General features: G+C 59.2%; 12 protein-coding genes. 3 read left to right on the forward strand and 9 right to left on the reverse strand.

Annotation, left to right across the window (positions count from 1 at the left end):
* The first annotated feature begins 3 nt into the window (after positions 1-3).
* Positions 4-1,542 carry a glycerol-3-phosphate dehydrogenase gene (glpD, locus tag ASD60_RS08655; protein ID WP_056853614.1) on the forward strand — a complete coding sequence of 513 codons (1,539 nt, stop codon included), beginning with the start codon at positions 4-6 and terminating at the stop codon, positions 1,540-1,542.
* 67 nt (positions 1,543-1,609) lie between these two features.
* On the opposite strand, the gene ASD60_RS08660 is transcribed toward glpD, so the two are convergent.
* The 3 genes from ASD60_RS08660 to ASD60_RS08670 all read right to left on the reverse strand — a co-directional run bounded on the left by ASD60_RS08660 (position 1,610) and on the right by ASD60_RS08670 (position 5,288).
* Positions 1,610-2,716: an NADH:flavin oxidoreductase/NADH oxidase gene (locus ASD60_RS08660; RefSeq protein ID WP_056853615.1), complete on the reverse strand. Its 1,107-nt coding sequence runs from the start codon at positions 2,714-2,716 to the stop codon at positions 1,610-1,612.
* 267 nt (positions 2,717-2,983) lie between these two features.
* Positions 2,984-4,693: a single-stranded-DNA-specific exonuclease RecJ gene (gene recJ / locus ASD60_RS08665; RefSeq protein ID WP_056853616.1), complete on the reverse strand. Its 1,710-nt coding sequence runs from the start codon at positions 4,691-4,693 to the stop codon at positions 2,984-2,986.
* A 52-nt stretch (positions 4,694-4,745) separates the two neighbouring features.
* Positions 4,746-5,288: a YaeQ family protein gene (locus ASD60_RS08670; RefSeq protein WP_056853617.1), complete on the reverse strand. Its 543-nt coding sequence runs from the start codon at positions 5,286-5,288 to the stop codon at positions 4,746-4,748.
* 148 nt (positions 5,289-5,436) lie between these two features.
* Here ASD60_RS08670 and ASD60_RS08675 point away from each other — a divergent pair, with 148 nt between their 5' ends.
* Positions 5,437-6,636 (forward strand): CaiB/BaiF CoA transferase family protein, encoded by a 1,200-nt coding sequence (locus ASD60_RS08675; protein WP_056853618.1) that lies wholly within the window; start codon positions 5,437-5,439, stop codon positions 6,634-6,636.
* The gene (locus tag ASD60_RS08680) at positions 6,590-7,558 is read left to right on the forward strand and encodes a TIGR02285 family protein (protein ID WP_056853619.1); all 969 of its coding nucleotides are present in this window, start codon (positions 6,590-6,592) and stop codon (positions 7,556-7,558) included. The genes ASD60_RS08675 and ASD60_RS08680 overlap by 47 nt, the downstream gene beginning before the upstream one ends.
* Before the next feature lie 169 nt (positions 7,559-7,727).
* Here ASD60_RS08680 and ASD60_RS08685 read toward each other — a convergent pair whose 3' ends face one another.
* From ASD60_RS08685 to xerD, 6 genes are all read right to left on the reverse strand, one after another.
* Positions 7,728-8,015, reverse strand: a complete 288-nt coding sequence (locus ASD60_RS08685) for a DUF3509 domain-containing protein (protein ID WP_056853620.1) — start codon at positions 8,013-8,015, stop codon at positions 7,728-7,730.
* A 152-nt stretch (positions 8,016-8,167) separates the two neighbouring features.
* The gene (locus tag ASD60_RS08690; RefSeq protein ID WP_056853621.1) at positions 8,168-9,514 is read right to left on the reverse strand and encodes a transporter substrate-binding domain-containing protein; all 1,347 of its coding nucleotides are present in this window, start codon (positions 9,512-9,514) and stop codon (positions 8,168-8,170) included.
* A 119-nt stretch (positions 9,515-9,633) separates the two neighbouring features.
* Complete coding sequence (thrC, locus tag ASD60_RS08695) at positions 9,634-11,043, reverse strand: threonine synthase (protein ID WP_056853622.1); 1,410 nt, start codon at positions 11,041-11,043, stop codon at positions 9,634-9,636.
* Positions 11,044-11,111: 68 nt separating this feature from the next.
* On the reverse strand, positions 11,112-12,416 hold the full coding sequence (locus ASD60_RS08700) for a homoserine dehydrogenase (RefSeq protein ID WP_056853659.1): 1,305 nt from the start codon (positions 12,414-12,416) through the stop codon (positions 11,112-11,114).
* Positions 12,417-12,549: 133 nt separating this feature from the next.
* Positions 12,550-13,281, reverse strand: a complete 732-nt coding sequence (gene dsbC / locus ASD60_RS08705) for a bifunctional protein-disulfide isomerase/oxidoreductase DsbC (protein WP_056853623.1) — start codon at positions 13,279-13,281, stop codon at positions 12,550-12,552.
* A 325-nt stretch (positions 13,282-13,606) separates the two neighbouring features.
* Positions 13,607-14,503: a site-specific tyrosine recombinase XerD gene (xerD, locus tag ASD60_RS08710; protein ID WP_056853624.1), complete on the reverse strand. Its 897-nt coding sequence runs from the start codon at positions 14,501-14,503 to the stop codon at positions 13,607-13,609.
* Positions 14,504-14,576: the final 73 nt, after the last annotated feature.

Raw genomic sequence — 14,576 nt, forward strand, 5'->3', positions numbered from 1 at the left:
CCGATGCCCACTTCCACCTTGCCTACGCCCCCTCTTGCCGAGGTCTACGATATCGCCGTCATTGGTGGCGGGATCAATGGTGTAGGGATCGCAGCGGACGCCGCAGGCCGCGGTCTGTCAGTGTTCCTTTGCGAAAAGGATGACTTGGCCAGCCACACATCGTCCGCCAGCAGCAAGCTGATCCATGGCGGCCTGCGCTACCTCGAACATTACGAATTTCGTCTGGTGCGCGAAGCATTGGCCGAGCGCGAAGTGCTGCTGGCCAAGGCGCCGCACATCGTCAAGCAAATGCGCTTCGTGTTGCCGCACCGCCCTCATCTGCGTCCAGCCTGGATGATCCGCGCCGGGCTGTTTCTGTATGACAACCTCGGTAAACGCGAACAACTCCAGGGCTCGAAAAGCCTGAAGTTTGCTGCGGACAGCGCACTGAAAAGCGAAATCACCAAAGGCTTCGAGTATTCCGACTGCTGGGTCGACGATGCGCGTCTGGTGGTGCTCAATGCCATCGAAGCCCGGGAAAAAGGTGCCCACGTTCATACTCAGACCCGTTGCGTCAGCGCTCGTCGCACCAAGGGGCTGTGGCACCTGCACCTGGAACGAGCCGACGGCAGCCTGTTTTCGATTCGTGCCAAGGCACTGGTGAACGCGGCCGGCCCCTGGGTCGCCAAGTTCATTCGTGATGACCTGAAAATGGAATCGCCGTACGGCATCCGTCTGATCCAGGGCAGCCACCTGATCGTGCCGAAGCTGTACGAAGGCGAACATGCGCACATTCTGCAAAACGAAGACCAGCGCATCGTGTTCACCATTCCGTACCTGAACCACTTCACCCTGATCGGCACCACCGACCGCGAGTACACCGGCGACCCTGCCGCGGTTGCAATCACCGATGGCGAAACCGATTACCTGTTGAACGTGGTCAACGCCCACTTCAAAAAACAGATCAGCCGGGACGATATCCTGCACAGTTATTCCGGCGTGCGTCCGCTGTGCAACGACGAATCGGACAACCCGTCGGCGGTGACTCGTGATTACACCCTCGCCCTGTCGGGCTCCGGCGAAGAAGCCCCGTTGCTGTCGGTATTCGGCGGCAAGCTGACCACTTACCGCAAACTGGCCGAGTCGGCATTGGCGCAATTGACACCGTACTTCTCGCACATCAAACCGAGCTGGACCGCCGATTCGCCCCTGCCAGGCGGCGAAGACATGACGACCCCGCAGGCGTTGAGCTCGAAAATTCGTGACCGGTTCGACTGGGTTCCGACCGAAATCTCGCGTCGCTGGGCCACCACCTACGGCAGCCGGACCTGGCGCATGCTCGAAGGGGTGCAGGACCTTGGCGATCTGGGCGAACACATCGGCGGCGGCCTCTATACCCGCGAAGTTGACTACCTGTGCAGCGAAGAATGGGCCACCACCGCCCATGACATTCTGTGGCGCCGCAGCAAGCTTGGCCTGTTCACCACGCCGGAGGAACAGGACAAGCTCAAGGACTACCTGAACAAGGTCGAGCAAAACCGCAGCAAGATCGAAGCGGCCTGATTGGTTTCCCGATCAAACGAAAGCCCCTGAATCTCACGATTCAGGGGCTTTTTTCGTAACGGCGCAATCATTCACGCAGATCAGATTCATGAATGGGTTGATCACGATGGGTAGCCCGTTGGTACTGCGCCGGCCAGACGGCTTTGCGTCCACCCAGGTCGTCGTCCGCATGCAGCGGCCAGTACGGATCGCGCAACAACTCACGGGCCAGGAAAATGATATCCGCCTGACAGGTGCGCAGAATGTGTTCGGCCTGTGCCGGCTCGGTAATCATGCCGACAGTGCCGGTGGCGATTTCCGCCTCCTTGCGGACCTTTTCCGCGAAGCGCGTCTGATAACCAGGGCCGGTCGGAATTTCCGCGTTGACCGCCGTGCCACCCGACGAAACATCGATCAAATCGACCCCCAGGGTTTTCAGGCGTCGCGCCAGCTCGACGGTTTCATCCGGGTTCCAGCCATCCTCGACCCAGTCCGTGGCCGAGACCCGGACAAACAGCGGCAACTCTTGCGGCCACACCGCGCGCACGGCTTCGGTAACTTGCAACACCAGGCGAATGCGGTTTTCGAACGAGCCGCCCCATTGATCGCGCCGCTGATTACTCAGCGGTGAGAGGAATTGATGCAACAGATAACCATGGGCCGCATGCACTTCCACCACTTTGAAACCGGCGGCCAACGCGCGCTTGGCGGAATCGACGAAGGCCTGAATCACATCGGCGATTTCACCATCGTCAAGCTGTTTGGGTTGCGTGTGCTGAGGATCAAAAGCAATGGGCGACGGCCCGACCGGCAACCAGCCACCGTCTTCAGGTTTTACGCTGCCATGTTTGCCGAGCCAAGGGCGCCAGGTGCTGGCCTTGCGACCGGCATGGGCCAACTGGATACCCGCAACGCCACCCTGGGCGGCAATGAAGCGAGTGATGCGTTGCAGCGGCTCGATCTGCTCATCGTTCCACAGACCAAGGTCCTGCGCGGTAATCCGCCCGTCGGCCGTGACCGCCGTGGCTTCGGTAAACACCAGCCCGGCCCCGCCGATGGCACGGCTGCCGAGGTGGACCAGGTGCCAATCATTGGCCAGACCATCGACGCTCGAATACTGGCACATTGGCGACACCGCAATGCGGTTGAGCAGGGTCAATTGGCGAAGGGTATAGGGTTCAAGCAGCAGACTCATGGGGCACCTCTCGAATCAGTGGTCAGGCTCCAGGGTTCTGTTTGAAAGTCGACGAGTGACAGGAAAAAGGTACAACACCCGCCCCCGCGGGCAAAAGAATTCGACAAGACGTCACAAGGATAATCAAGCAGTGCTTAGAGCCTAGTCGACATCGAGGGATGAGGGAGGGTTCAGAAAGGTTGCGAGTCAGAAAGATCGCTTTCGCGGGCAAACCTGGCGCCTATAGATTTCGGTAATCCGTAGGAGCGAGGCTTGCCCGCGAAGGGGTCAACGCGGTTCTATGTGGGCAATCATCAACTGAACCGTCTCGTTTCCACGAAACTCGTTGACGTCGAGTTTGTAAGCCAATTCGACCCACTTGATGGTCGGATTCGGCCAGACGTCGCGGTCGATGCCAAAGGCAATGCCGTCGAGCTTGACCGAACCACACTCGCTCCTCAGTACCACTTTGAGGTGCCGTTCGCCAACCACGCGCTGCTCCACCAGTTGAAACACCCCGTGAAACAGCGGCTCAGGAAAGTGCTGTCCCCAAGGCCCGGCATGGCGCAGTGCCCGGGCAAGCTCCAGGTGAAACTCCTCGACCGCCAGGGTGCCGTCCGACAGCAGACGCCCGGTCAGGTCTTCTTCACGCAATTGCCGGCGGACTTCAGCGTCAAACGCCTCGGCGAACAACGGAAAGTTGTCTTGCGCCAGCGTAAGGCCCGCCGCCATCGCATGACCGCCGTACTTGGTAATCAGGTTCGGATGCTGCGCCGCCACCACGCTCAGTGCATCGCGGATGTGAAAGCCCTGCACCGAACGTCCCGAGCCCTTGAGCAGACCATCGCCAGCATCGGCAAAAGCGATGGTCGGACGGAAGTAGCGTTCTTTCATGCGCGACGCGAGGATACCGATGACGCCCTGGTGCCACTCAGGATCGAATAGGCACAAACCGAACGGCATCGATTCCAGCGGCAGGTCCTTGAGCTGGGCCAGCGCTTCACGCTGCATGCCCTGTTCGATGGATTTGCGGTCCTGGTTCATGCCGTCCAGTTGGGCAGCCATTTCACGGGCCAGGCCGGCGTCTTCGGTCAGCAGGCATTCGATGCCCAGACTCATGTCATCCAGACGACCTGCCGCGTTCAGGCGCGGACCGACAATAAAGCCCAGGTCGGTCGAGGTAATGCGCGCATGATCACGCTTGGCCACTTCCAGGATCGCCTTGACGCCCGGCCGGGCACGGCCTGCTCGAATCCGTTCCAGGCCCTGATGCACCAGAATCCGGTTGTTGGCATCCAGTGGCACCACATCGGCAACACTGCCCAGCGCCACCAGATCCAGCAGCTCGCCGATGTTCGGTTGCGGCTTGTCCGTGTACCAGCCGAGCTCGCGCAACCGCGCGCGCAAAGCCATCAGCACATAAAAAATCACCCCGACACCGGCCAGCGCCTTGCTCGGGAATTCACATCCCGGCTGGTTCGGATTGACGATGGCATCGGCCAACGGCAATTCGTCGCCGGGCAAATGGTGATCGGTGACCAGTACGTTGAGCCCGGCCTTCTTCGCCGCCGCCACGCCATCGACACTGGAGATGCCGTTGTCCACCGTGATCAACAAATGCGGCTGGCGCTCCAGTGCCACCGCGACGATTTCCGGCGTCAGGCCGTAGCCGTAGTCGAATCGATTGGGCACCAGATAATCGACATGCGCCGCACCCAGCAAACGCAGGCCCAAAGTGCCCACGGTACTGGCCGTCGCGCCATCGGCGTCAAAGTCGCCGACGATCAGGATCCGCTGACGTTGCTCGAGGGCGACTACCAACAGATCCACCGCAGCCTCGATACCCTTGAGCTTCTGGAACGGGATCAACCGCGCCAGGCTCTTGTCCAGTTCGGCTTCGGATTGCACACCCCGCGCCGCATATAGGCGGGTCAGCAAAGGTGGAATATCACCGAGGAAGGGCAAGGTGTCGGGCAACAGGCGAGGTTCGATACGCATGGGGTGACAGGTGCTTCTCTTGAATGTGGGATATCTGGGGAATGGCGCAGCCTCAGCCGCGTTCGCCCAGCAGCCAGGTCAGCTGGACTTCGTGTTGACCGCGATCGTCGGTTACGAAAATCGTCCCTTCACTGATCATTACGTCCCACTTGATGACGCGGGGCATGTCTTTGGCCAAGGTTTCCAGCACTTCTTGAGGCACGGCCGCGATGTTGACGTTTTTCAGGTTTTTCACCGCCGGCACCACTTTGCCTTCCCAGACGCGCAGGCTACCGTAAGCCAGCAGACTGGTGCGCTCGGTGCGACGCGAACACCAGGTCAGGCGCTCGGCATCCGGCTGGCCGACTTCGATCCAGTGCAGGACGCGGTCATCCAGACTTTTTTCCCACAAGGCCGGTTCATCCACTTCTGACAGACCACGGCCAAAAGACAGTTGCTCGTTGTACCAGAGTGCGTAGGCCAGCAGGCGCACAGTCATGCGCTCTTCGGTTTCCGAAGGATGACGGGCGATGGTCTGCTTGACGCTCTCGTAGACGCTACGGTCGAGGTCGGTGAGGTTCAGTTCAAACTTGTAGGTCGTGGACGGCTGGGCCATGAACGGGCTTCTTGATACGGGGAAAGGCGGCAAGTCTAACCGATGCGACGACCATTGAACGAATAGAAGCCGATCTACCTGGGGCGCCTGACGGTCGGCTATGTTAAAACTCTGTACTCGCTCAACCCCTTTTCCTACAGGATCACGTATGTCGTTGACCGCCAAACCGCTCTCGGGCCTGAAAGTCGTTGAATTGGGCACGTTGATTGCCGGGCCATTTGCTTCGCGCATTTGCGCTGAATTCGGCGCCGATGTGATCAAGGTCGAATCCCCGGACGGCGGCGATCCGTTACGCAAATGGCGCAAGTTGTATGAGGGCACTTCGCTGTGGTGGTTTGTGCAGGCACGCAATAAAAAGTCCCTGACCCTGAACCTCAAGCATCCCGACGGCCTGGCGATTCTGAAAAAGCTGCTCGGCGAAGCGGACATCCTCATCGAGAACTTCCGCCCCGGCGTCCTGGAAAAACTTGGCCTGGGCTGGGAGATCCTGCATGCATTGAATCCGAAGCTGGTAATGGTGCGGCTCTCGGGCTTCGGCCAGACCGGGCCGATGAAAGATCAACCAGGGTTTGGTGCGGTCGGCGAGTCCATGGGCGGTTTGCGCTACATCACCGGTTTTGAAGATCGCCCACCGGTGCGCACCGGCATATCCATTGGCGACTCGATTGCCGCACTCTGGGGCGTGATCGGCGCACTGATGGCTTTGCGGCACCGTGAGGTCAACGGCGGCCAGGGCCAGGTGGTTGATGTAGCGCTGTATGAAGCGATCTTCGCCATGATGGAAAGCATGGTCCCGGAGTTCGACGTGTTCGGTTTCATCCGTGAACGGACCGGCAACATCATGCCCGGCATCACGCCCTCTTCGATCCATACCAGTGCCGACGGCAAGCACGTACAGATCGGCGCCAACGGCGATGCGATCTTCAAGCGTTTCATGCTGATCATGGGTCGCGAAGATCTGGCCAACGACCCGTTGCTGGCCAGCAACGACGGGCGTGACAGCCGCCGTGACGAGCTCTACGGGGTCATTGATCGCTGGGTCAATTCGTTGCCGCTGGACAGGATTCTTGAGCTGCTGAATCAGGCCGACGTACCGGCCAGCCGAATCTTCAGCGCCGAAGACATGTTCAGCGATCCGCAGTACCTCGCCCGGGAAATGTTCCTGCAGGCCAAACTGCCGGATGGCAAAGATTTCAAGATGCCGGGAATTGTGCCGAAACTCTCTGACACACCCGGTGATTGTGAATGGGTCGGGCCGCAACTGGGCGAGCACAACGCGCAGGTACTCCAGGAACTTGGCTATGACGCGTCGCAGATCGCACAACTGCGCAAAGACGGAGCCATCTGAGCTCAAGCGTCTGCTTGCGCAACTCTTCAAGCACTGCCTGTGGCGTAACGGGCGGGCGTTGTGTGCGGTGGCGAGCGTTCTGTTGATTAGCGCTACGTCACCGCCGGCGTTGGCGCAACCCAAAGACACGCTGATCTGGCTCAAACGCGACCTGCCACCGCTGTTCATTTTCGAAGGACCGAAAAAAGGCCTGGGCATTATCGATCAACTGTTGACGAAACTGATCGCCGGCATGCCGCAGTACCAACACAGCGTGATGAAGGTCAATCGCGCGCGCGGCTTGCAGATGCTCCACGAGCCCTCTCTCACGTGTGATGCCGCTTTGAACTGGAGCAAGGAACGCGAAACCTGGATCGCGTTTTCCATCCCGGTATTCCGCGCCATGAGCAATGGCCTGGCCGTGCGCCGCGTTGATCGCAACGTGCTGGCGCCATTCATCAAGGATGGAGAAGTGGATCTGGCCGCCCTGCTGGCCACCGGCACCGTGACGCTGGGGATCGTCGCCGAACGCAACTACGGCGAGTACCTCGACGTGCTGCTCAAACAGGCTCCGCCCAAGGCCTTGACGCTCCATTACGGTAACGACGCATTGGGCAGCCTCTTGCAAATGCAACGCCTGGGACGCTTGCAGCTGTTGCTGGGCTATCGTCCGGAAATCCGTTATCAGGCGCAGCAGCAAGGGATCGCGGAGAATGAACTGCAGTTCTACCCGATTCGCAACACCGGTAAATACTTGTCCGGTTACATCGGCTGCACCGACACGCCGCAGGGTCGAAAGGCGATCACCGAAATAAACCAACTGTTGCGTACCCTACCCCGTGACTATCTGAGCGAGGCCTACGCGGCCTGGCTTGACCCGGAAAGTCGCAGTGAATACCTGGAGGCTTCCAGGACATTTTTCGAGCAACAGACCGGGCACTGACAAACGCCGGGCAAAAAGAAACCCCGAGAAGTGGGGAGACGACTCGGGGTTAAACGTGGCCTGCATCAGACCCGTAGCAACAAGCTACAAGCACCGGAGCACAATGCTTGATCCTGTTGTTAATGGGTCTGACTGACCTTGGTGCAGGAAGGTTCCCACAAATGACAATTCAGTTTCGACTGGCCAACAGCTTGTCCTGAGCGGCATTACGCAGCGCCGCGATCACACAAGGCTCCAGGCGTCCTTCAGCAATCAGCACATCGCGATGCAAGCCGTCGACCACATCGGTCAGCAAGCGCTTGTCGCTCAACTGCGCCTGATTGAACTTGCGCTCGACCACGATCTCACCGATCGCGTTCCTCAATGTCACACGGCATTCACCCTGAATACCTGACGGGGTCAATGTCACTTGATACGGGCTCAGAGCCTCACCGAGCAAGAGACTGATACTTTCCATCTCGATCACCACTCAATAGTCCGAAAACAAAGTGCCTGGGGCGTCACTACAGTAAATGACCGCTGGCCCGGGAAGAAAGTTCTGAAAGACATAACGGCGTCCCTGATCGAGAGAGCATGCATGGCCAAGATGACAGAGAGAAAACAACTCCGTCACGCCTGTCGACCCCGTTGACCGATATCACTCCAGCCCCCCAACAGACCGCGCAATTGCCCGTCCGCACTGTAGAACGGCACCGTCCATTGATAGACGTCCTTGAGGCCACTGTGCAAGAGCAATTGCCGCTCGCTGAAGCATGGCTTGCGCGTGTTCAGTTGAACCATGAGCTCGGCATGCAGAAGTTCGGCCGTCGCTTTGGGCATGATGTCGAGCTCGATGAGCTGGCGCCCCTGAGCCTGATCGAAGCGTATCGCCAGATGCTCCTCGTAACTCTTGTTGCACATGACCAGGCGCCCTTGCAGATCACGAACGAACATCGGATCGGGCATAGAGTCCAGCAACGTATGCTGGAACGCCAACTGATCGCGAAGGTCGTTCGCGGCATCCTGGCGCTGCTGGATCAGTGTCGTGAGGCGACGATTCCAGACCAGGCAAAGCAGTGCAAATACGCTGCAAACAACAACGCTCCAGCAATCCAGCCGTTCCCACGCCGAAGGCGTCGCTACGGGTGCCGTTGCTCCGAACCATTTGTGGCGAATCGCGCGTAACTCAGCTGGTGAAAATGCTTCGAGCGCCTTGTTGAGGATGCTCAACAGTTGTGGTTGGCCTTTGCGCACAGCCAGGTAATCAGCGTCCCATTTGCCCTCTATCGCTGCGCCGACCTTGAGCCGCCCCGAAGGATAGAGTCGGGCGCCGACTTCGGTGTCGATGGTCGCGTAGGCTTCGCCGCTTTCGACCAACGCCCGAGCCTCGGCGTAGGTCTTGACCGAGCGCAGCTCAATGGATGGGTACTCATGCCGAATCACAGCTTCCAGCGCGTGTCGGGTCGGTAACACCAGGACCTTTTTCGCCAACTGCTCCAACGACTGCACCGCGGGCGCTTCGCTATGACCGATAAGCACCCAGCTTGCGCCACCGTACGCATGACTGAAATCCAGGAATGCCCTGCGCTCGTCGTTCATGGACAACATCGTGCTCATGTCGGCTGCACCACTTTCCAGGCGCTGGAGCAACTGGTCGGAGGAGAACGTCTCTTCGTAGACGAACTTCAGCCCTGTCAGGGTGCTGATGCGCTCCAGCACATCGTTGTTGAAGCCGCTCCAATGGCCGTGCTCGTCCTTGAACAGATACAACGGGTACTGTGTCAACGCAACGACAACCTGACGCTGCTCAGCGAGGTATTTGCGCTCCTGCGCATCCAGCGCGAGCACCGGGGCGGCGGCTGCAACGTCCGACTCAAAAGCCATCATTTGCGCCGCCACGGCCCACTGGGCAAAGCCCAGAGCCGCAATAAAAAACAACCAGCACATCGCTGGTTTTGACTCATGGAAACACGGCATTGCCACATCCTTGTGTTCAGTTCACCCGTCCTTCAGGGGCGAATCTCGACGGCAGTGTGGCACGCAGAAACGAGAAAGCCCGTCAGGGACGGGCTTCAATGTGTGACAGGTTTTGCCCGTTACAATGGCTTACCGCGGTTGCCATGCTGGCTGACAAAGGCCTGTACGGCTTTCAGCTCGTTCGGCAACACGGTGCAACGCTCATCTCTTTCAAACAAATCAGAAAGATGTACAGGGAGTTCCAGCGCTTTTCCTACGCCGGCTTTCTCCACCGCATCCGGAAACTTGACCGGATGCGCCGTGCCCAGAATCACCATCGGGATATCCAGGCTGCGACGGCATTCGCGTGCTGCCTTGACGCCGATCGCCGTATGCGGATCCAGCACTTCGCCGGTTTGCTCGTAAACTTCGGCGATGGTTTCGCAGGTTTGTGCGTCATCCACGGCCAGCGAGTCGAACAGTTTGCGGGCTTCGGTCCAGCGCTCCTGCTCGACGCTGAAACCACCACCTTGCTTGAAGCTGTCCATCAGACCGGCAATCGCCGCGCCGTTGCGACCGTGCAGATCGAACAGCAGGCGTTCGAAGTTCGATGACACCATGATGTCCATCGACGGCGACAGGGTGGCGTGCAGGGTTTCCTTGACGTACTGGTTGCCGCTCATGAAGCGGTGCAGGATGTCGTTGCGGTTGGTGGCGACGATCAATTGATTGATCGGCAGGCCCATGTTGCGCGCCAGGTAACCGGCGAAAATGTCGCCGAAGTTGCCGGTCGGCACCGAGAACGACACCGAGCGCGCCGGGCCGCCCAACTGCAGGGCTGCGTGGAAGTAGTAAACGATCTGGGCCATGATCCGCGCCCAGTTGATCGAGTTCACCGCCACCAGGCGAGTGCCCTTGAGGAAGCTCTGGTCGGCGAAACTCGCCTTGACCATTTCCTGGCAGTCATCGAAGTTACCTTCGATGGCGATGTTGTGGATGTTCTCACCGAAGATCGTGGTCATCTGTCGACGTTGCACTTCGGACACACGGTTGTGCGGGTGCAGGATAAAAATGTCGACGTTTTCGCAGTGCTTGCAACCTTCGATGGCGGCCGAACCGGTATCACCGGAGGTGGCACCGACGATCACCACGCGCTCGCCGCGCTTTTCCAGCACGTAATCGAGCAAACGACCCAGCAGTTGCAGGGCGAAATCCTTGAACGCCAGGGTCGGGCCGTGGAACAGCTCCAGCACCCATTCGTTGCCGTTCAGCTGACGCAGCGGCGCGACGGCGCTATGGGCGAACACACCGTAGGTTTCTTCAAGAATCTTTTTGAAATCGGCATCGGGAATGCTGCCGGTGACGAACGGGCGCATGACCCGGAAAGCCAGCTCGTGATACGGCAGGCCGGCCCAGGAAGCGATTTCTTCCTGGGTAAAACGTGGCAGGTTTTCCGGGACGTACAGACCGCCGTCGGTGGCAAGACCTGCCAGCAGGACGTCTTCGAAATTCAGGGCCGGTGCCTGGCCGCGGGTACTGATGTAACGCATGACTGACTCCAATGGACAGTGTTCGCAATGCCGGGCGCCCGACACGGCGCCCGGTAAACGATAACGGCTTAGTTCAGGTGCTCGACACGGATCCGTACAACCGGACCGACCACGCCCGCCAGGGCTTCCAAAGCTGCGATGGCATCGTTGATGCGCTGTTCCACCACTCGGTGGGTCAGCAGGATCATCGGCACCAGGCCGTCGTGCTCTTCGGCTTCCTTCTGCATGATCGACTCGATGTTGATCCCCCGCTCAGAGAGGATGCTTGCCACCTGGGCCAATACGCCCGGATGATCCTTGGCCTGGATGCGCAAGTAGTAAGCGCTTTCGCAGGATTCGATCGGCAGGATCGGGTGAGCGGACAACGAGTCCGGCTGGAAAGCCAGGTGCGGTACGCGGTTTTCCGGGTCGGAGGTCATGGCGCGAACCACGTCCACCAGGTCGGCGATCACCGACGAAGCGGTCGGTTCCATGCCGGCGCCGGCGCCGTAGAACAGGGTCGAACCGGCGGCGTCTCCGTTGACCATCACCGCGTTCATTACGCCGTTGACGTTGGCGATCAGGCGATCGGCCGGGATCAGCGTCGGGTGCACGCGCAGTTCAATACCGGATGCGGTGCTGCGCGCCACCCCCAGATGCTTGATGCGATAACCCAGCGCTTCGGCGTAGTTGACGTCGGCGGTGGTCAGTTTGGTGATGCCTTCGGTGTAAGCCTTGTCGAATTGCAGCGGAATGCCGAATGCAATCGAAGCCAGAATCGTCAGCTTGTGCGCCGCATCGATGCCTTCAACGTCAAAGGTCGGGTCGGCTTCGGCATAGCCCAGGGCTTGCGCTTCAGCCAACACGTCTTCGAAGGTCCGGCCTTTCTCGCGCATCTCGGTGAGAATGAAGTTGCCGGTGCCGTTGATGATCCCGGCCACCCAGTTGATGCGGTTGGCGGACAAGCCTTCACGGATCGCTTTGATGACTGGAATGCCACCCGCCACGGCTGCTTCAAACGCAACAATCACGCCCTTCTCGCGTGCCTTGGCGAAAATTTCATTACCGTGAACGGCGATGAGCGCCTTGTTCGCGGTGACCACATGCTTGCCATTCTCGATGGCCTTGAGTACCAGCTCGCGGGCAACGGTATAGCCGCCCATCAGCTCTATCACGATGTCGATCTCAGGGTTCGTGGCCACTTCGAAGACATCGTTGGTAATCGCAATACCGGTCGTTTGGAACTGAGGCTTTGGCGTGCGCATGGCAATTTGTGCCACTTCGATCCCACGCCCGGCACGACGAGAGATTTCCTCGGCGTTGCGCTGAAGTACGTTGAAGGTACCGCCACCGACGGTCCCTAACCCACAGATGCCTACTTTGACCGGTTTCACTGTGAACTCCCCATAAAACGGCCGACTCGAGGCCGGCCGTGAAAACAGCCGCATGTTCGCGGCTCTCTATTAATGGCCCGGCGATGTTGCTGCCGGACCATGATCGTCAATGGCTGACCGTGACGATGCGAATTTACTTCGCGCCCAGCGCCAGTTTGGCGACTTGTGGCGCAGGCTGGTAGCCCGGAATGACCTGACCATCGGCCAAAACGATGGCCGGTGTACCGTTCACGCCAATCGACTGACCGAGGGCGAACTGTTTGGCAACCGGGTTATCGCACTTGGCGGCCTTGATTTCCTTGCCGTCGACCATTTTGTCCATGGCCGCTTTCTTGTCTTTGGAGCACCACACCGCCTGCAATTGCTCATCACCCGGCGAGCCCAGCCCCTGACGCGGGAACGCCACGTAACGCACTTCGATTCCGCGCTTGTTCAACTCCGGGATTTCGGCGTGCAGCTTGTGGCAGTAGGGGCAAGTGGTGTCGGTGAACACGGTGATGTGCGATTTGGTTTCGCCGATGGCCGGGTACACCACGGTTTCAGCGACCGGGATTTCATTGACCAGTTTGGAAATGCCCAGGCGTTCGGTCTTTTCGGTCAGGTTGACGGGCTTGCCGTCCTTGAGCTGGAACATGTAGCCCTGAACGACATATTGCCCGTCAGCACTGGCATACAGCACGCGGCTGCCCTTGAGTTTGACTTCATACAAACCCGGCAACGGACTGGCGGTGATGGTTTCTACCGGTACTTCGAGCTGGAGGTTTTCCAGACTTTTACGAATGGCTTTGTCGGCCGCGTCATCGGCGACGGCAAAGGTGCTGACCAACGCAATGGCTGCGGCGGCGAAAATCTGGGTCAGACGCATGAGAACTCCTGAAGGCGGACAAATGTGACGATCAGAACGCCCGTGCCGAAACACCGGGTCATAACCGCCCATCGTGCAAACCGACAAAGCCTACCACATAAGGCAACGGTGGCCGAATGCAGGTGACGCAGGACAGCCTACGATGCCTGTTTGGCAATATTTATTGTGGCGAGGGGGTTTACCCCCGTTGGGTTGCGCAGCAACCCCACAATCTGCCACGAGGTTAAATTAGTTGCTCCGTGAGTACCGGTTTACGACTGCTGCGCAGCCGAACGGGGGTAAACCCCCTCGCCACAGATAAGCATTTCAGTTTCAGGAACGGTATTTAGCCGCGCGGATGGTGCTTGGCGTGCAAATCCTGCAATCGCGCCCGGGCGACGTGGGTATAAATCTGCGTTGTCGACAAATCACTGTGCCCCAGCAACATCTGCACCACACGCAAATCCGCACCATGGTTGAGCAGATGCGTGGCGAAGGCATGACGCAGGGTGTGCGGCGACAGCGATTTGCCGATCCCGGCGACTTTGGCCTGATGCTTGATGCGGTGCCAGAACGTCTGACGGGTCATCTGCTCGCCGCGCTGGCTGGGAAACAACACATCGCTGGGACGCCCGCCAAGCAATTCGCCACGGCCATCGCGCATGTAGCGCTCGACCCAGACAATCGCTTCCTCGCCCATCGGCACCAGCCGCTCCTTGCTGCCCTTGCCCATCACACGCAAGACCCCTTGGCGCAAATTGACCTGCTCCAGTGTCAGGCTGATCAGCTCCGTGACCCGCAGCCCGCAGGCGTAGAGCACTTCGAGCATGGCACGGTCACGCTGGCCGATGGCTTCGCTCAAATCAGGGGCCTTCAGCAGGGCTTCCACATCGGCTTCCGACAAGGATTTGGGCAACGGTCGCCCAAGTTGCGGCATGTCGATCCTTAATGTTGGATCGACCGCGATCAACTTTTCCCGCAGCAGATAGCGATAGAAGCCACGCACGCCAGAAAGAAACCTTGCCGTTGAACGGGGCTTGTAGTTTTGCTCCAGGCGCCAGGCCAGGTGGTCGAGGATCAACTCACGCCCGGCGTTGATCAGCTCCAGGCCCTTTTCCTGCAACCAGCCGTTGAACAGCGCGAGGTCACTGCGATAGGCATCGCGGGTGTTATCGGAAAGACCTTTCTCCAGCCAAAGGGCGTCGAGGAACTGGTCTATCAGGGGATGATCGATGGCGGGCATAAAGGCTCAGGCAAGACCGACAGTACGGTCAGGGAAGATAAATCGCAGGCAACAAAAAAGCAGCCCGTAGGCT

Source organism: Pseudomonas sp. Root562, from assembly GCF_001427125.1.
In the GTDB taxonomy this organism is placed as follows: domain Bacteria; phylum Pseudomonadota; class Gammaproteobacteria; order Pseudomonadales; family Pseudomonadaceae; genus Aquipseudomonas.